A 15,969-nucleotide genomic window follows, 5' to 3' on the forward strand; every position below is an offset into this window, starting at 1 on the left:
TTGGACATGGGGTTTCTCAAAACAGCGCCTATGCGCTATTTGCTGCTGGTCACCGGTGCCTGGCTGTTGGTTTTCCTGCTCACGCGCAGCGTGCTGCTCATCACTCACCTGGACGAAGTCGGTGGCAACCTGCTGCCGGTGTTTGGCGTGGGCCTGCTGTACGACCTGGGCTTTCTGGCCTATGCCGCCCTGCCACTGGGGTTGTATCTGCTGCTGTGCCCACCTGCCCTCTGGCGCCGTCGCGGTCACCGCTGGTTCCTGCAGGCGGTACTGACCGTCAGCCTGTTCGCCATGCTGTTCACCTCGGTCGCCGAATGGTTGTTCTGGGATGAATTCGGCGTGCGCTTCAACTTTATCGCCGTCGATTACCTGGTGTACTCCGATGAGGTGTTGAACAACCTGCTGGAGTCCTACCCGATCGGCAAGCTGCTCAGCCTGCTGGCGATGCTCGCCGTGGTGTTGAGCCTGGTTCTGCGCAAACCGTTCATCGCCGCGATGAATGCACCGCTGCCGGCAATGCGGGGTCGCCTGGTCAATGCCCTGGGCCTGTTGGTGGTTGCTGGCCTCAGCCTGCAACTGATCAGCCAGGACAGCCCACGCGCCCAAGGTGGCAACGCCTACAAGAACGAACTGGCGAGCAATGGCCCGTATCAGTTTTTCGCCGCGTTCCGTAACAACGAACTGGACTACACCCAGTTCTATAAAAGCCTGCCCACAGACGTTGTCGCCAAACAGTTGCGCGCCGAACTGAGTGAGCCCAATGCTCGCTTCATCGACAAGGACCCCTTGGATATCCGCCGCGCCATCGATAACCCCGGCACGCTGCGCACACCCAATATCGTGCTGGTGACCATCGAAAGCTTCAGCGCCAAATACATGGGCAGCAACGGCGACGAGCGCAACCTGACGCCCAACCTGGATGCGCTGCGCAAACAAAGCCTGTATTTCAATAATTTCTATGCCACCGGCACCCGCACTGACCGAGGCCTGGAGGCCATCACCCTGGCGATCCCACCCACGCCGGGCCGCTCCATTGTCAAGCGCATCGGCCGCGAAAGCGGCTTTGCCAGCCTGGGCCAGCAACTCACCGCCATCGGCTACGACAGCGTGTTCGTCTACGGCGGACGTGGCTACTTCGACAATATGAATGCGTTCTTCAGCGGCAACGGCTATCGGGTCGTCGACCAGAGCAGCGTGCCAGAATCGGAGATCTCATTTAAAAACGCCTGGGGCATGGCCGACGAAGACCTCTACAAACAAACCCTGAAACTGGCCGATGCCGACTACGCCAAGCAGCAGCCGTTCCTGCTGCAACTGATGACCACCTCCAACCATCGCCCCTACACGTACCCGGATGGGCGCATCGATATCAAATCCGGTAACGGCCGCGACGGTGCGGTGAAGTACACCGACCACGCCATCGGTGAGTTCCTGGAGGCGGCACGCCAGAAGCCGTGGTTCGATAACACGATCTTCGTGTTTGTCGCCGACCACACTGCCGGCAGCGCGGGCAAGGAAGACTTGCCCATCAGCAACTACCAGATACCGCTGTTCATCTACGCCCCCAAGCTGGTCGACGCCCGGGAAACCGCGCAACTGGCCAGCCAGATCGACCTGGCGCCCACCTTGCTCGGCCTGCTCAACCTGAGCTACGAATCGACCTTCTTCGGTCGCAACCTGCTGCAAGACAACCCACTGCCACCCCGTGTGGTGGTCGGCAACTACCAGCACCTGGGGCTGTTTGACGGTAAAGACCTGGCGATCCTCAGCCCGCGCCAGGGCCTGCGTCGCCACGATCAGGCCCTGGGTGAAAGCCAGGAGCTGCGGGTGGGCAGTGATGACCCGCTGATCCTGCGCGCCATCACCTACTACCAGGCCGCCAGCTATGGCTTCAAACAACAGTTGCTGGGCTGGAAAGCGCCGAAGGTCGCAGAACCCGCCATCAGCGCCCGCTGATCGCCACGCGTGGCCCTTGCCTCCTGCGGGGCAAGGGCGTAACACTTGCGCCCATTCTCCGGCGACGACGCCTTTTCATGTCCGACACCCTGCTGCTGATCGAAGATGACCGCCCACTGGCCGCCCTGACGGCGGAGTTCCTGCGCGCCGAAGGTTTCAGCGTGGCGGTGGAGCACCGTGGCGACCGTGCCGCCCAGCGTATTCTCGACGAAAAACCGGCGTTGTTGATTCTGGATGTGATGCTACCCGGCATCGACGGTTTTACCCTGTGCCGACAGATCCGCGAGCAGTACCCCGGCCTGATCCTGATGATGACGGCGCTGGACGAAAACGCCGAGCAACTGACGGGGTTCAACGTCGGTGCGGACGATTACGTGGTCAAACCGGTCGACCCGCTGTTGTTGCTGGCCCGTATCCGCTCGCTGCTGCGTCGCCATCCCCAGGCGCCCCGTACGTATTACCAATGGGGCACGTTTCGATTGGACCTCGACTGCCATTTCGCCTGGCTCGATGAGGTGCCCTTGCAGTTCTCGGTGGCCGAGTTCGAATTGCTTGCGATCTTCGCCCGCCACTGCGGGGTGTTGCTGACCCGGGAAAAACTCCTGCAAAGCCTGCGCGGCCTGGAGTACGACGGGCTCAATCGCTCGGTGGATATGCGCGTATCGCGCCTGCGCAAAAAGCTGATGGGCCTGGGCTGCCCGGTGACGATCCAGACCATCACCGCCCAGGGCTACCTGTTTGTCGAGACACCGCAAGAGGCCCGGCATGTTCTCTAGAGTGCGACCCTGGATGGCGATTCTCGCGGGCACCGGCTGGGGCGCGTTGACCCTGTATTTGCTGTGGCTGTGCGCCAATGCCTCGGTGTTTGTCGGCGAATACAGCTTTTTGCGCTTGATGGCCGGGCCGGGCTATCTGGTGGCGGAGCAGCTCAAGGCCTTGCCGGCTGACCAGCGTGAAGCGCGTATGGAGGTACTGCGTGCGCGCTTCCAGTACCCGATCCGGCTCGTCACCCTGGATGAGGTCGAACTCCCGCCCGAAGCGCTGATCATGCTTCAGCACCAGCAACCGGCGCAGAGCAGCGATGAAGACATCACCTATTTCCCGCTCGACGACAAAACGCTGATCCAATTCGGCCCGATGTGGGGCACCGCCGAGGTCAAGGACCTGCTGCAATTCCCGGTGTATGGGATCACCGCGTGCGTGGCCGGTCTGCCGCTGGTGCTGTGGATGTGGTTCGGTCTGCGCGCACGCCGCCAGCGTAGTGCCGACTTGCAAGCGCTCGATAGCTGCCTGGGTACCCTGGCCCGCACGCCCAATGCGATGCTGCCAGCCATGGGCAAGGAATGGGCGCCCGTGCTGCAGACCTTGCAGCAACATGCCCAAGACATCAACGCCATGAGCGAACGTCACCGAGAGGTTTCCCAGGCCGTCTCCCATGAGTTGCGCACGCCGCTGGCACGCATGCGTTTTGCCTTGACCCTGCTGGGCAAAAGCGACGACCCGTCCACGCGCATACGCTTGCAGGAACGCCTGCAAACCGATGTGGAAGAGCTTGAAGCCCTGGTGCGCGCCAGCCTGGCCTTTGCCCGGATGGCGGGCGCCCCCGCCGACCTGCAGCATGAGCCCATCCCTATCCGTGACTGGCTGCATCAGGAGTTTGCCTTGCTCGACGGGCACCAGCGGCGCCTGAGCCTGGACACCGAGCCGGCGGACCTGCAATTGATCGGCGACCGCGCCTTGTTGCATTTGATCGTGCGCAACTTGTTGAGTAATGCAATCACCTACGCCCGTGACCAAGTGAGCGTCAGCGCTGCCCACCAGGATGACCAGCACCTGGTGCTGCATGTGGACGACGACGGCCCCGGCATACTCGCCGAAAACCGCGAAAAGATATTCGAGCCGTTTGTACGACTGGCCATGGGCGGCGATGACCCCGGCGGCTTCGGCCTCGGGCTGGCACTGGCCAGGCGCGCCAGCCAATGGCATCGCGGTGAGTTGTCCGTGGCGCGCAGCCCGTTGGGCGGGGCACGCCTGACCCTGATCCTGCCGCTGCGCCCGCAATAGCCTGCGTGTTACAGCCTGTGACAGTGAACCGTTGGCATTCTCCGTAATCTCGCCACCTGATCCAGGGTTGCCCCTGCGCCCTGGGTCCCCGTCCTCTGGACCCGGTTGGAGAGCCCGTTCATGCGTCCCCAAAAACAGCATTTATCCACGTTGATGCTATCGCTGTGTATCGTCGCCAGCGCGCTGCTGGCCAGTCAGGCGGCTGCCGTGAGCCGCGCAGCGCCTGACTTCACTGGTTCGATCAAGTCACCCGGCTACGACGCCCACACCCTTAAACTGCTGGGCGAGGTGACCATGTCCAGCCGCTGGCGGCGGCCCATACCCAGGCCACGCACTAAAGCCGCGACTCTGTCTGCCCAAGGCCCGCTCGGCCACACGTCTGCACCGTGGTCCGCTGCACGTGTGCCCTCGGCGCTTGCCAGGGGGATGACATTCAAGAAGCTGTTGCGACGCGGCGGCATGGGTTGAGCGGTCAACCGGACATAAAAAAACCCCGCCTGCATCACTGCAGGCGGGGTTTTTTATGAGCCGGGTAAGGCTGGCTTACATCATGCCGCCCATGCCACCCATGCCGCCCATGTCTGGCATGCCGCCGCCACCGCCTACTTCGGCTTTCTTCGGAGCGTCAGCGATAGCCGCTTCGGTGGTCAGAATCAGGCCGCCGATGGAGGATGCTGCTTGCAGTGCGGAACGAGTCACCTTGGTAGGGTCCAGGATGCCCATTTCAATCATGTCGCCGTAGACGCCAGTCGCAGCGTTGTAACCGTAGTTACCTTTGCCGTTCTTGACTTCGTTGACCACAACGCTTGGCTCGTCGCCGGAGTTGGCAGCGATCTGACGCAGCGGCGCTTCAACAGCGCGACGCAGCACAGCGATACCCACGTTCTGGTCAGCGTTGTCGCCGGTCAGGTTGGTCAGGGCTTCCAGAGCACGGATCAGCGCAACGCCACCGCCAGGTACCACGCCTTCTTCAACGGCTGCGCGGGTTGCGTGCAGGGCGTCTTCAACGCGGGCCTTCTTCTCTTTCATTTCAACTTCGGAACCGGCGCCAACCTTGATCACTGCAACGCCGCCGGACAGCTTGGCCAGACGCTCTTGCAGTTTTTCACGGTCGTAGTCCGAGGAAGTTTCGGCAACCTGGGCACGGATCTGAGTGATGCGCGACTGGATGTCCTGATCTACACCAGCACCGTCAACGATGATGGTGTTTTCCTTGGAGATGGTCACGCGCTTGGCGCTACCCAGGTTTTCCAGGGTGGCGCTTTCCAGGCTCAGGCCGATCTCTTCGGAGATAACGGTAGCGCCGGTCAGTACGGCGATGTCCTGCAGCATGGCCTTGCGACGGTCGCCAAAGCCTGGCGCCTTGACGGCTGCGACTTTAACGATGCCACGCATGTTGTTCACAACCAGCGTCGCCAGGGCTTCGCCTTCAACGTCTTCGGAAACGATCAGCAGTGGGCGGCCGGCTTTGGCCACGGCTTCCAGCACTGGCAGCAGTTCGCGGATGTTGGAGATCTTCTTGTCGACCAGCAGGATCAGCGGGCTGTCCAGCTCGGCAACCATGGTTTCCGGCTTGTTGACGAAGTACGGGGACAGGTAGCCACGGTCGAACTGCATGCCTTCGACAACCGACAGTTCGTTTTCCAGGCCCGAACCTTCTTCCACGGTGATCACGCCTTCCTTGCCGACTTTTTCCATGGCTTGGGCAATGATGTCACCGATGGAGCTGTCGGAGTTGGCGGAGATGGTGCCTACCTGAGCGATAGCCTTGGTGTCGGCACATGGCTTGGACAGGTTTTTCAGCTCGGCAACGATGGCGATGGTCGCCTTGTCGATGCCGCGCTTGAGGTCCATCGGGTTCATGCCGGCAGCGACGGCCTTGTAGCCTTCGTTGACGATGGCCTGGGCCAGGACGGTCGCGGTGGTGGTACCGTCGCCTGCGTCATCGTTGGCACGGGAGGCAACGTCTTTGACCAGCTGCGCGCCCATGTTTTCGAAACGGTCTTCCAGTTCGATTTCTTTGGCGACGGAAACGCCGTCCTTGGTGATGGTCGGAGCGCCGAAGCTCTTCTCGATGATCACGTTACGGCCTTTCGGGCCCAGGGTCGCTTTTACTGCGTCAGCCAGGACGTTGACACCGGTGAGCATTTTCTTGCGGGCGGAATCGCCGAATTTAACTTCTTTAGCAGCCATGATCGATATTCCTTAAATACTTTGGAGTAACGGGAAAATGAGCGGGGAAATCAGTCTTCCAGAACAGCGAGAATCTCGTTCTCAGCCATAACCAGCAGGTCTTCGCCGTCGACTTTCACTGTGTTGCTGCCGGAGTAAGGGCCGAAAACAACCTTGTCACCCACTTTCACGGCCAGCGCGCGTACATCACCGTTCTCCAGGGTCTTGCCTGGGCCCGCAGCGACGATCACACCGTGGTTGGCTTTTTCAGCAGCCGAACCTGGCAGAACGATACCGCCAGCGGTTTTCTTTTCTTCTTCGCTGCGACGGATTACGACGCGGTCGTGCAGAGGACGAAGCTTCATTGTCGATCTCTCCTAATTGTGTTTTTCATCGGCCGGTATCAATTCCGGCGGGTTAAATTCCGGCGGTGCCGGTCGCGGTTCGCGGGGCGAAACGCGGAAGTCTGTCCAGTGTCACCACCAGAAACCTTGCGGTGACCGTTACATAAGGGCGCATATGCTTATTACAAGGGGCCGGGGATGAAAATTTTTGTGTCTGCCTGCGGTTAAACGCAGCACGGCACCCGAAGGTGCCGTGCCAATGAAGCGGTTATTTGCTGTCGCGGTGTTCGAACTCGCCTTCGATCACATCCCCTTCACGCCCCAGCGGCTGGCGCGGAGCGGGGCCGCCACGGGGTTGCAGGTCGTCGGCGAAAGCTCGCTGGCGAATCGCCGCCTCTTCGGCACGCTGGCGCATCTTGCCGGCCAGCAGCTTGCGGGTGAACGGCAGCAGCATCACCAGGCCGACCACATCGCTGATGAAGCCCGGCAGGATCAACAGGCCACCCGCCAGGGCCATCATCAGGCCTTCAAGCATGGTCTGGGCGGGCAGCTCGCCACGGTTCAGGCTTTCACGGGCACGCAGCGCCGTGGCCAGGCCGGCGACGCGCAGCACCAGGACGCCGAGCATCGAGCCGAGAATGATCAGCAACAGGGCCGGGAAAAACCCGATCGCGCTGCTGACTTGAACGAATACGAACAGCTCCAACACCGGGAACAGCAGAAAGAGCAATAAAAAAGGGCGCATCAAATGGTTCCTCAACGCAAGAATGCCTTGCCAGTCCACCTTAGATGACGTCGCCGTTTCGTGAATTCAAGCGTCGGCGCTGGCTTTTTTCGGCCAGGCCTCGGCGTGGGCCAATGAAACCAGGGCTTCGCGTACTTGTGTCGGCGTGTTGCAAGGCTCCGCAAACGGCAACCAATATAAGGATTGGCCGATACGCAAGTGCATGCCTTCGCTGTCGATGCCGGCCAATTGGGCGGGCTCGGAGGTGGGCAAACCGCTGAGATCGACGTAATGGGCAATGGCCTTGGCGTGATCGCTGTTCATGTGCTCGATCATGCTGCGCTCGGCCTTGCCGGCGAATGGGTTGGCCAGGGTCAACTGGTCGACCCAGTGAATTGCGCCAAAGCCACCGATGTACCGGTGGCGTACGGGCTTGAGTACCCAGAAGTCGAAGTCGTGGGCCTTGTGGTAGTTGGCCGAATCCGGGAAGTAACGGTAGTAACGCTCGGCAGCCGACTCGATGGCGTCGCCCTCTTCCAGTTTTTCCGCTTCGGCCAGGTAGGTCAGGCGACCGACGGCCTGCACATCATCGGCCTCGCGTTCCCCCACCAGCAAAGAGCATTTGGGGTCTTTCTGCAGGTTGTGGGTGTGCTGGGCGATACGGCTTATCAGGATCAACGGGCGACCCTGCTCGTCGAGGCAGTACGGTACGACCGAGCCGAACGGGAAGCCGGGCATGGTTTTGGACAAAGTGGAGAGAGCCCCACGGTATTCCTTGAGCAACAGCTCTCGGGCGTTCTTGGCAACCTGTGCGCTCAACGTATGACTCCTCGGGTATTCAACCGCCCATGGCATATGGGAATGGATCTCAACGCAAGGTAATCATTATCGGCAAAGGTGCCAAGCAGGTTTTGTTCGGCCGTGTTACCAGGCCACGCCGAAGCCCGCGGTGTAGCGGGTCTTGCTCAGGCTGCTGTCGGAGTCGCCGCTGATCACGTCGCGCTCGGCCTTGAGGTTGAGAGAGGCCCACTCGGTGACTTTGTAGCGCAGGCCCATTTCCGCATCCAGCGAGTACTCAGCAGGACCGTCGATAGGCTTGCCCACTTCACCATTGGTAAAGAATTCAACGGTCTTGCCCACCAGGTAGCGGTTGTAGTTCCACTTCATGGCCAGGGAATAGAAGTTGTCCTTGCCGCCGTCGGCGTATTCATAGTCGGTGCGGTTGACCAGCGAACCCAGGGAGAACGCACCCAGCTCATCGTCCCAGAACTGGTAGCCAGGGCCGGTACCGACGGTGCGCTGGCGCGAGAGGTCTTCAACCTTGTCACGCTTGTAGGTCAAGCGCCCCTGCCAGAACCAGTGTTCGGTCAGGAAGCGGTCAAGATCGTATTCCAGGGCCCAGTTGTCGGTGGTGGTGACATCGTCCTGGAATTCGCGGTTGTACTCGCCCTGTCCGGTATGGCGCCATTGACCATGGCGTGCGGTGGTCTTGAAATCGATGTCGTAGTCGTTGGTGTCTTTGTCGGCGCGTTTATAGTCCAGCGCCATGTCCACATTGCCCTTCCACACCAGGTCTTCGATCACAGGCTTGGGCTTGATGATCTGCTGGATGCTTGCCAAGTCCACCGTCTTGGGCGCTTCACCGTTGGCCAGCACCACCTTGCCATCCTCCGCTGCTTTCAGGGATTTGGCCTTCTCGCCGGTGTAGGCGTCCTGCTTGACCAGCAACTCCTGGTCGCTCTCCAGGGTTTTCACCTGCTTCCAGTCCACGGGGATGGCACCGGCGTAGTCAGTCTGGATCAGCAATTTGCCACCATCGAAGACTTTGATCTTGCCAGTCAGGCGGTCACCGTTCTTCAACCAGACGGTGTCGGCCAGCAAGGGCGTGGAAGCACTGAAAACAGCAAGGCACAGCAGGGTTCTGGACAACATAAGCGGGTATGGGGCTCAAGGTTGGCGAAAAGGAGGCATTATCGTGTTAGATAGCTAGGACTGACTCAAGTATCGAGGTCGAGTTCAATGCTCATCGCGATGTTTACCGACGTTTCTTACAAATATGCCGACGATTTAAACGGATAGCCGCTCAATGAATCAACCTGCCGAGTCGCCGCAAAGCCCCGCCGAGATGCGTCGTACCGCGCTGTACCTGACCCTGGCGCAAGTGCCCGAAGGCTGCGTGGTGAGTTACGGCGAGCTGGCTCACCTGGCGGGCCTTGGCCGTGCCGCACGCTGGGTGGGCCGTACGTTGAGCCAACTGCCAGAAGACACCAGGCTGCCCTGGCACCGCGTACTGGGTGCCGGTGGTCGGATAAGCCTGCCGGTGGGCAGTGCCTCGGGTGACGAACAACGGGCGCGTTTGCGCGATGAAGGCGTCACGGTCCGCAACAATCGCGTGGATATTCAGCGCCATGGCTGGCGCCCGGTAGAGCACAGCGGTTAGAGTGCGCGCTTTGTTTCCGCAAATCTGAGGCAGACTCCAGCCCATGCCCCGTAAAACCTGGCGCGCCGCGCTCGCTGCCTATGCCAGCCCTTCGACGTTAGTCCTGTTGTTGCTCGGCTTTGCCGCCGGCCTGCCTTACATGTTGGTGTTCTCGACGCTTTCAGTGTGGTTGCGCGAGGCCGGTGTGGCACGCGAGACCATCGGCTATGCGAGCCTGATCGGTTTGGCGTATGCCTTTAAATGGGTCTGGTCGCCACTGCTCGACCAATGGCGCCTGCCGCTGCTCGGTAAACTCGGACGCCGCCGTTCATGGCTGGTGCTGGCCCAGTCGCTGGTGATCCTCGGATTGATCGGCATGGGCTTCTGCGACCCGCAGAAACACTTGTCCTGGCTGATCGCTATCGCCGTCATCGTGGCTTTCGCCTCCGCCACCCAGGACATCGCGGTCGACGCCTACCGTCTGGAAATCGCCGACGACAGCCGCCAGGCTGCGCTGGCCGCCAGCTACATGTCCGGTTATCGCATCGCCGCGCTGCTGGCCACCGCAGGCGCACTGTTCTTTGCCGAAGGGTTCGGCTCCACCGGTTTCAACTACAAGCACTCGGCCTGGACCGGCACCTACGTACTGTTCGGCGTGCTGATGATTCCGGCGCTGCTGACCACGCTGTTCATGCGCGAACCTGATGTGCCACTGCGCACCCAGTTGCAGGCCGGGCGCTACAGCTTCGTACACCAACTGGCATCGGTGTTCGTGCTGATCGTGCTGCTGGTATCGGTACCGGCAATGTTTACCCAGTTGTTCAACACGGACTTCGGCAGCGTGATATTCCACGGCGTGAGCCTGTGGGATCTGCTGATGGAAGACCGCGCCTTCCTGCGCGCCATCCTCTATATAACCCTCACGTCGCTGTGCCTGTCGGCCATGGGTCGCCGGGGTCTGGCGCCGGTGCTGACACCGGTCAATGACTTCATCCTGCGTTACCGCTGGCAGGCGTTGCTGTTGTTGGGACTGATCGCCACCTATCGCATGTCCGACACCGTGATGGGCGTGATGGCCAACGTGTTCTACATCGACCAGGGCTTCACCAAGGACCAGATCGCCGGGGTCAGCAAGATCTTCGGCCTGATCATGACCCTGCTGGGTGCAGGCATGGGCGGCCTGCTGATTGTGCGCTTCGGTATCCTGCCGATCCTGTTCATCGGCGGTGTGGCGTCGGCCGGCACCAACCTGCTGTTCGTGATGCTCGCCGACATGGGCCCGGACCTGCAGATGCTGATCTTCACCATTTCCCTGGATAACTTCAGCTCAGGGCTGGCGACCTCGGCGTTTGTGGCGTACCTGTCGAGCCTGACCAACCTCAAGTTCTCCGCCACCCAATATGCCCTGCTCAGCTCGATCATGCTGTTGCTGCCACGCCTGATCGGCGGGTATTCGGGGGTAATGGTGGAGAAGTTCGGGTATCACAATTTCTTCATGATCACCTGCCTGCTGGGCGTGCCGACGCTGTTCCTGATCGCGTTGCACTGGTTCCAGGAAAATCGGCGGGCGCGGTTGAGTCCGCCGCAAGAAGACTGACAATGTGGGAGGGGCTTGCCCCGATAGCAGGTCGTCAGGCGCTTATGTGTTACTGATCCACCGCTATCGGGGGCAAGCCCCCTCCCACATACCCCTCTGCGTTCTGATGCCTGTACTCCAGCAGCCGGCGCCCGTACAATCCCAAGTCATTTCAAGTCCAAGCAACCGACAACGGCCTACCATGCGTACCAGTCAATATTTGCTCGCCACACAGAAAGAAACGCCTTCAGACGCGGTCGTGATCAGCCATCAGCTGATGCTGCGCGCCGGCATGATCCGCAAACTGGCCTCCGGCCTGTACACCTGGCTGCCCATGGGCTTGAAGGTGATGCGCAAGGTCGAAGCCATCGTTCGTGAAGAAATGAACGCCGCCGGCTCTCTGGAAGTGTTGATGCCGAGCACCCAACCGGCTGAACTGTGGCAGGAATCCGGGCGCTGGGAAGAGTACGGCCCGGAGTTGCTGCGCTTCAAGGATCGCCATGGCCGCGATTTCTGCGCCGGCCCGACCCACGAAGAAGTGATCACCGACCTGATGCGCAACGAGCTGAGCAGCTACAAGCAGCTGCCGCTGAACCTGTATCAGATCCAGACCAAGTTCCGTGACGAAATCCGCCCACGCTTCGGCTTGATGCGCGGTCGCGAATTCATCATGAAGGACGCCTATTCGTTCCACGCTGACCAGGCGTCCTTGCAGGTCACCTACGACCGCATGCACCAGGCCTACTGCAACGTGTTCACGCGCCTGGGCCTGAAGTTCCGCCCGGTTGAAGCCGACAATGGCTCCATCGGCGGCGCCGGCTCCCACGAATTCCACGTGCTGGCCGAATCCGGCGAAGACGACATCGTGTTCAGCAACGGTTCCGACTACGCGGCGAACATCGAGAAAGCCGAAGCCGTGCCACGGGAAACGTCCCGCCCGGCGCCGACCGAAGAACTGCGCCTGGTGGACACGCCGGATACCAAGACCATCGCGGCCCTGGTGGAGAAATTCAATCTGCCGATTGAAAAGACCATCAAGACCCTGATCGTGCGCGCCGAGGAAGAAGGCAAGCTGATCGCCCTGGTGATCCGTGGCGACCACGAGCTCAACGAAATCAAGGCCGCCAACCAACCTGGCGTGGCCAGCCCGCTGGTCATGGCCACCGACGCTGAACTTCGCGACGCCATTGGCGCCGGTGCCGGTTCGCTCGGCCCGCTGAACCTGCCGCTGCCGATCATCATCGACCGTTCGGTCGAGCTGATGAGCGACTTCGGGATCGGCGCAAACATCGACGACAAGCACTACTTCGGCGTGAACTGGGAGCGTGACCTGCCGGTGCCGACCGTGGCCGACCTGCGTAACGTCGTGGCCGGCGACCCTAGCCCGGACGGCAAGGGCACCCTGGAAATCAAGCGCGGCATCGAAGTCGGGCACATCTTCCAGCTGGGCAACAAGTACAGCAAGGCAATGAAGTGCGAAGTGCTGGGCGAGAACGGCAAGCCGATCACCCTGGAGATGGGCTGCTACGGCATTGGCGTATCCCGCGTGGTTGCCGCTGCCATCGAGCAGAACAACGATGACAAAGGCATTATCTGGAGTGACGCCCTGGCGCCGTTCCAGGTCGCCCTGGTGCCGCTGCGTTATGAAACCGAGCAAGTGCGCGAAGCCACCGACAAGCTGTATGCCGAATTGACGGCTGCTGGTTTTGAAGTGCTGCTGGATGACCGGGACAAGAAAACCAGCCCGGGCATCAAGTTCGCCGACATGGAACTGATTGGCATCCCGCACCGGATCGTGGTCAGTGACCGCGGCCTGGCCGATGGCAATCTGGAATACAAGAGCCGGACCGAAGCCGAAGCCCAACCGTTGCCGGTGGCTGACGTGCTGTCTTTCCTCCAGGCGCGTATTCGTCGCTGAAAACCAGATCAAGAGAAGTCATGTTCAAGCGAAACACCAGAGCCCTGGGGGGCGCCGCCTTGTGCGGCGCCCTGCTGGTCAGCGGCTGCGCCAACCAGATGTCGCAACGCAGTGAGCACGAGGAGCGGGTCGAGCGTAAGTTACTCGACCACAGCCTGCAGATCGATGTCGGCGAGCCCAAAGTGCTGGAGCTGCCGCAACGCCGGGTTCGCATTCACGAGCAGAAGACCTTCGAGGTCACCGAGTACGAAGTCACCCGTCGTTACGACCGCTATACCCCTTACCAGCCCTGGCGCAAGCTCTACGAGATACCCTTGGGTGCAGTCGCCCTGGTGGCGGGCGCGGGCGCCAACGTGGCGAATATCTTCGCCCTCGGCCACCTGCCGACCAGCATGACCCATGACTGGCTGATCTATGGCGTGGACGGCCTCAACCCGTTCATGAACGTGCAATCCCACGGCCGTGCGCAACAGAACCTGGCGGGTATCGATGAAGTCCAGCGCGACAAGCGCGTGGAGTATTCGAGCCTGCCCTGGAGCGAACGCCCGGTGCAGGTCACCGCCGGCAAGCAGACCCATGAGCTGACCACCGACCGCAACGGCGTCCTGCGCCTGAACCTGTTGGACAGCCCATTTGCCGAGCAGGACCTGAACCGCGTCACGACCTTGAAGATCAGTGTGGAAGACGGCCAGGACGATGTACATTCGGACTCGACCCTGGCGATCAGCAACACCCTGCGCGGCAAGTTGCTGGAAGCCCACGGCCTGATCTACGACGACCTGGAAGACGACGAAGTCAGCCAGTGGGTGCACCGGGTCAAGCGCTTGTCGGAACTGGGCCTGGAAGAAGAAGCCAGCGAACTGGAACAGAGCCTGATCGAACTGACCCGCAATGATCCCGAGTTGCAGCAAGAGTTTCTGCAGGCGCTGACCAAGGATGCGGGGCGGCTAGTCGCAGATCCTGGAGCACGCTGAGCCCCTCAAATTGTTGGCGGTCAAATGTGGGAGGGGGCTTGCCCCCGATTGCAGCGGGTCAGCTATAGATAGGCTGGCTGATCCACTGCTATCGGGGGCAAGCCCCCCTCCCACAATTTGCTCCCCATTTTTACCAGGAGAATTCGAGCTGCTCGTTGCCGTTACTCAGATCCAGCAAGCGCACCCCAATCCCCAGCAACCGCACCGGTTTCCCTCCCCGGTTGAACGCCTGCGTCAGCAACTGTTGATAACTCTCCAGGTCCCGCCCTGCCCCCGCCTGCTCCAATGTGGTCTGGGTAAAGTCATGAAACTTCACCTTCACGAACGGCTTGCCAGCCCGGTAACTGCTGTCGATGCGCGCCATGCGCCCGGCCAGGGTTTCCATCAGTTCGGGGAGTTTGGCCAGGCAGCTTGAGAGATCCGGCAGGTCGACATCGTAGGTATTTTCCACACTGATCGATTGCCGACGACTGTCGTTCTGCACCACACGATCATCGATCCCACGCGCCAGGCTCCACAGCCGCTCGCCAAAACTGCCGAATTCGCGCACCAGCGCCAGTTTGTTCCACTCGCGCAGTTGCAGGCAGTCTTCAATGCCCAGGCGTGCCAGTTTATCGGCCGTGACCTTGCCCACACCGTGCAACTTGCTGACTCGCAACTGCGAGACAAAGTCTTCGACCTGGTCCGGGGTAATCACAAACAGGCCGTTGGGCTTCTTCCAGTCGCTGGCGATCTTGGCCAGGAACTTGTTCGGCGCCACGCCTGCGGACACGGTGATGTGCAGTTGGTTGGAGACACGGCGACGAATGTCCTGGGCGATGCGCGTGGCACTTCCGCCAAAGTGCGGGCTGTCGGACACGTCCAGGTAAGCCTCATCCAGCGACAGCGGTTCGATCAGGTCGGTGTAGTCGCGAAAGATCGTCTGGATTTCCTTCGAGGCTTCCTTATAGGCATCCATGCGCGGCTTGACGATGGTCAGGTCCGGGCACAGCTTCAAGGCATGCCGCGAGGACATGGCCGAGCGCACGCCATAGGCGCGTGCCTCGTAGTTGCAGGTGGCGATCACCCCGCGCCGGTCCGCCGAGCCGCCCACCGCCAGCGGTTTTTGCGCCAGGCTCGGGTCATCGCGCATCTCGATGGCGGCGTAGAAGCAATCACAGTCGACGTGGATGATTTTGCGCTGCGTCATATAAACGGGGTGTTTACCTACGGGTGGCCAGTATCGCACTCACACCTGTATATAGCACCAGTAGTTTGAATCTTCCGCCTAAGCGGTAGGAAAATTCCAGGATGAATTTATTTTCTCAATCGGATTTACCCTTCCGATAGAGCTGAAAGCCTCGGCCAGACTGGGCCCGAGGTGTATCAAGGGGCTTTTATAGAGAGCTAAGCGATTGAACCACAAGCGCTTTTCTTTAATTCACAGGTTGACACACCGGCGTTCCTCTGTAGAATGCCGACACACAGACGCGGGATGGAGCAGTCTGGTAGCTCGTCGGGCTCATAACCCGAAGGTCGTCGGTTCAAATCCGGCTCCCGCAACCAAACATCAAGAAAGGCTACTCGAAAGAGTGGCCTTTTTTGTGCGTGCCTGTTTTGTTATGTACGAAAATTGTAAGACAAAAAAATCTTTGCCATCGCGCACTTACGGTGCATGGCCAGCATTCAGAGGCCAATTCACACTTATTTGACCCATCGGCCCGATAACGGTTGACACCTCGGCGTTGGACTGTAGAATGCCGCCCACAGACGCGGGATGGAGCAGTCTGGTAGCTCGTCGGGCTCATAACCCGAAGGTCGTCGGTTCAAATCCGGCTCCCGC

Annotated in this window: 14 protein-coding genes and 2 tRNA genes; 10 read left to right on the top strand and 6 right to left on the bottom strand. The window is 60.6% G+C overall.

Annotated features, from left to right (window positions below):
- The first annotated feature begins 6 nt into the window (after positions 1 to 6).
- From AC3WP7_RS17835 to AC3WP7_RS17850, 4 genes are all read left to right on the top strand, one after another.
- Positions 7 to 1,956 carry an LTA synthase family protein gene (locus tag AC3WP7_RS17835; RefSeq protein WP_102591884.1) on the top strand — a complete coding sequence of 650 codons (1,950 nt, stop codon included), beginning with the start codon at positions 7 to 9 and terminating at the stop codon, positions 1,954 to 1,956.
- A gap of 77 nt (positions 1,957 to 2,033) precedes the next feature.
- Positions 2,034 to 2,732, top strand: a complete 699-nt coding sequence (locus AC3WP7_RS17840; protein ID WP_092246783.1) for a response regulator — start codon at positions 2,034 to 2,036, stop codon at positions 2,730 to 2,732.
- Positions 2,722 to 4,020, top strand: coding sequence for an ATP-binding protein (locus AC3WP7_RS17845; protein ID WP_102591885.1), 1,299 nt, complete (start codon positions 2,722 to 2,724; stop codon positions 4,018 to 4,020). The genes AC3WP7_RS17840 and AC3WP7_RS17845 overlap by 11 nt, the downstream gene beginning before the upstream one ends.
- A 120-nt stretch (positions 4,021 to 4,140) precedes the next feature.
- The gene (locus AC3WP7_RS17850) at positions 4,141 to 4,488 is read left to right on the top strand and encodes a hypothetical protein (protein ID WP_092246776.1); all 348 of its coding nucleotides are present in this window, start codon (positions 4,141 to 4,143) and stop codon (positions 4,486 to 4,488) included.
- Between the two features lie 75 nt (positions 4,489 to 4,563).
- On the opposite strand, the gene groL is transcribed toward AC3WP7_RS17850, so the two are convergent.
- From groL to AC3WP7_RS17875, 5 genes are all read right to left on the bottom strand, one after another.
- Entirely contained in the window at positions 4,564 to 6,213 is a 1,650-nt protein-coding gene (gene groL / locus AC3WP7_RS17855) for a chaperonin GroEL (protein ID WP_092246773.1), read from the bottom strand.
- Positions 6,214 to 6,263: 50 nt separating this feature from the next.
- Entirely contained in the window at positions 6,264 to 6,557 is a 294-nt protein-coding gene (locus tag AC3WP7_RS17860; protein ID WP_003193940.1) for a co-chaperone GroES, read from the bottom strand.
- Positions 6,558 to 6,804: 247 nt separating this feature from the next.
- Positions 6,805 to 7,281: an FxsA family protein gene (locus AC3WP7_RS17865; RefSeq protein WP_016975517.1), complete on the bottom strand. Its 477-nt coding sequence runs from the start codon at positions 7,279 to 7,281 to the stop codon at positions 6,805 to 6,807.
- A gap of 66 nt (positions 7,282 to 7,347) precedes the next feature.
- Positions 7,348 to 8,079, bottom strand: a complete 732-nt coding sequence (locus AC3WP7_RS17870) for a HugZ family pyridoxamine 5'-phosphate oxidase (RefSeq protein ID WP_102591886.1) — start codon at positions 8,077 to 8,079, stop codon at positions 7,348 to 7,350.
- A gap of 105 nt (positions 8,080 to 8,184) precedes the next feature.
- The gene (locus tag AC3WP7_RS17875) at positions 8,185 to 9,192 is read right to left on the bottom strand and encodes a DUF481 domain-containing protein (RefSeq protein WP_071489298.1); all 1,008 of its coding nucleotides are present in this window, start codon (positions 9,190 to 9,192) and stop codon (positions 8,185 to 8,187) included.
- A 154-nt stretch (positions 9,193 to 9,346) separates the two neighbouring features.
- Between AC3WP7_RS17875 and AC3WP7_RS17880 the strand changes: the two genes are divergently transcribed.
- From AC3WP7_RS17880 to AC3WP7_RS17895, 4 genes are all read left to right on the top strand, one after another.
- On the top strand, positions 9,347 to 9,700 hold the full coding sequence (locus AC3WP7_RS17880; protein WP_058423311.1) for an MGMT family protein: 354 nt from the start codon (positions 9,347 to 9,349) through the stop codon (positions 9,698 to 9,700).
- A gap of 43 nt (positions 9,701 to 9,743) precedes the next feature.
- A complete protein-coding gene (locus AC3WP7_RS17885) occupies positions 9,744 to 11,276 on the top strand; it encodes an AmpG family muropeptide MFS transporter (protein ID WP_093513894.1) in 1,533 nt (510 codons plus the stop codon).
- Positions 11,277 to 11,457: 181 nt separating this feature from the next.
- Entirely contained in the window at positions 11,458 to 13,173 is a 1,716-nt protein-coding gene (locus AC3WP7_RS17890) for a proline--tRNA ligase (RefSeq protein ID WP_092246764.1), read from the top strand.
- A 20-nt stretch (positions 13,174 to 13,193) separates the two neighbouring features.
- Positions 13,194 to 14,147: a hypothetical protein gene (locus tag AC3WP7_RS17895; protein WP_102591887.1), complete on the top strand. Its 954-nt coding sequence runs from the start codon at positions 13,194 to 13,196 to the stop codon at positions 14,145 to 14,147.
- Between the two features lie 130 nt (positions 14,148 to 14,277).
- On the opposite strand, the gene dinB is transcribed toward AC3WP7_RS17895, so the two are convergent.
- Positions 14,278 to 15,336 carry a DNA polymerase IV gene (dinB, locus tag AC3WP7_RS17900; RefSeq protein WP_064054577.1) on the bottom strand — a complete coding sequence of 353 codons (1,059 nt, stop codon included), beginning with the start codon at positions 15,334 to 15,336 and terminating at the stop codon, positions 14,278 to 14,280.
- 279 nt (positions 15,337 to 15,615) lie between these two features.
- Here dinB and AC3WP7_RS17905 point away from each other — a divergent pair.
- Together AC3WP7_RS17905 and AC3WP7_RS17910 are read left to right on the top strand one after the other, a co-directional pair.
- Positions 15,616 to 15,692: transfer RNA gene (locus tag AC3WP7_RS17905), tRNA-Met, on the top strand.
- 205 nt (positions 15,693 to 15,897) lie between these two features.
- Positions 15,898 to 15,969, top strand: a tRNA-Met gene (locus tag AC3WP7_RS17910).

This window comes from Pseudomonas sp. FW305-3-2-15-C-LB1 (assembly GCF_058787615.1).

Excerpts from the sequence above, each read along its gene's own strand:
- AC3WP7_RS17835 (WP_102591884.1), top strand. The coding sequence starts at position 7 with ATGGGGTTTCTCAAAACAGCGCCTATGCGCTATTTGCTGCTGGTCACC.
- AC3WP7_RS17840 (WP_092246783.1), top strand. The coding sequence starts at position 2,034 with ATGTCCGACACCCTGCTGCTGATCGAAGATGACCGCCCACTGGCCGCC.
- AC3WP7_RS17845 (WP_102591885.1), top strand. The coding sequence starts at position 2,722 with ATGTTCTCTAGAGTGCGACCCTGGATGGCGATTCTCGCGGGCACCGGC.
- AC3WP7_RS17850 (WP_092246776.1), top strand. The coding sequence starts at position 4,141 with ATGCGTCCCCAAAAACAGCATTTATCCACGTTGATGCTATCGCTGTGT.
- groL (WP_092246773.1), bottom strand. The coding sequence starts at position 6,213 with ATGGCTGCTAAAGAAGTTAAATTCGGCGATTCCGCCCGCAAGAAAATG.
- AC3WP7_RS17860 (WP_003193940.1), bottom strand. The coding sequence starts at position 6,557 with ATGAAGCTTCGTCCTCTGCACGACCGCGTCGTAATCCGTCGCAGCGAA.
- AC3WP7_RS17865 (WP_016975517.1), bottom strand. The coding sequence starts at position 7,281 with ATGCGCCCTTTTTTATTGCTCTTTCTGCTGTTCCCGGTGTTGGAGCTG.
- AC3WP7_RS17875 (WP_071489298.1), bottom strand. The coding sequence starts at position 9,192 with ATGTTGTCCAGAACCCTGCTGTGCCTTGCTGTTTTCAGTGCTTCCACG.
- AC3WP7_RS17880 (WP_058423311.1), top strand. The coding sequence starts at position 9,347 with ATGAATCAACCTGCCGAGTCGCCGCAAAGCCCCGCCGAGATGCGTCGT.
- AC3WP7_RS17885 (WP_093513894.1), top strand. The coding sequence starts at position 9,744 with ATGCCCCGTAAAACCTGGCGCGCCGCGCTCGCTGCCTATGCCAGCCCT.
- AC3WP7_RS17890 (WP_092246764.1), top strand. The coding sequence starts at position 11,458 with ATGCGTACCAGTCAATATTTGCTCGCCACACAGAAAGAAACGCCTTCA.
- AC3WP7_RS17895 (WP_102591887.1), top strand. The coding sequence starts at position 13,194 with ATGTTCAAGCGAAACACCAGAGCCCTGGGGGGCGCCGCCTTGTGCGGC.
- dinB (WP_064054577.1), bottom strand. The coding sequence starts at position 15,336 with ATGACGCAGCGCAAAATCATCCACGTCGACTGTGATTGCTTCTACGCC.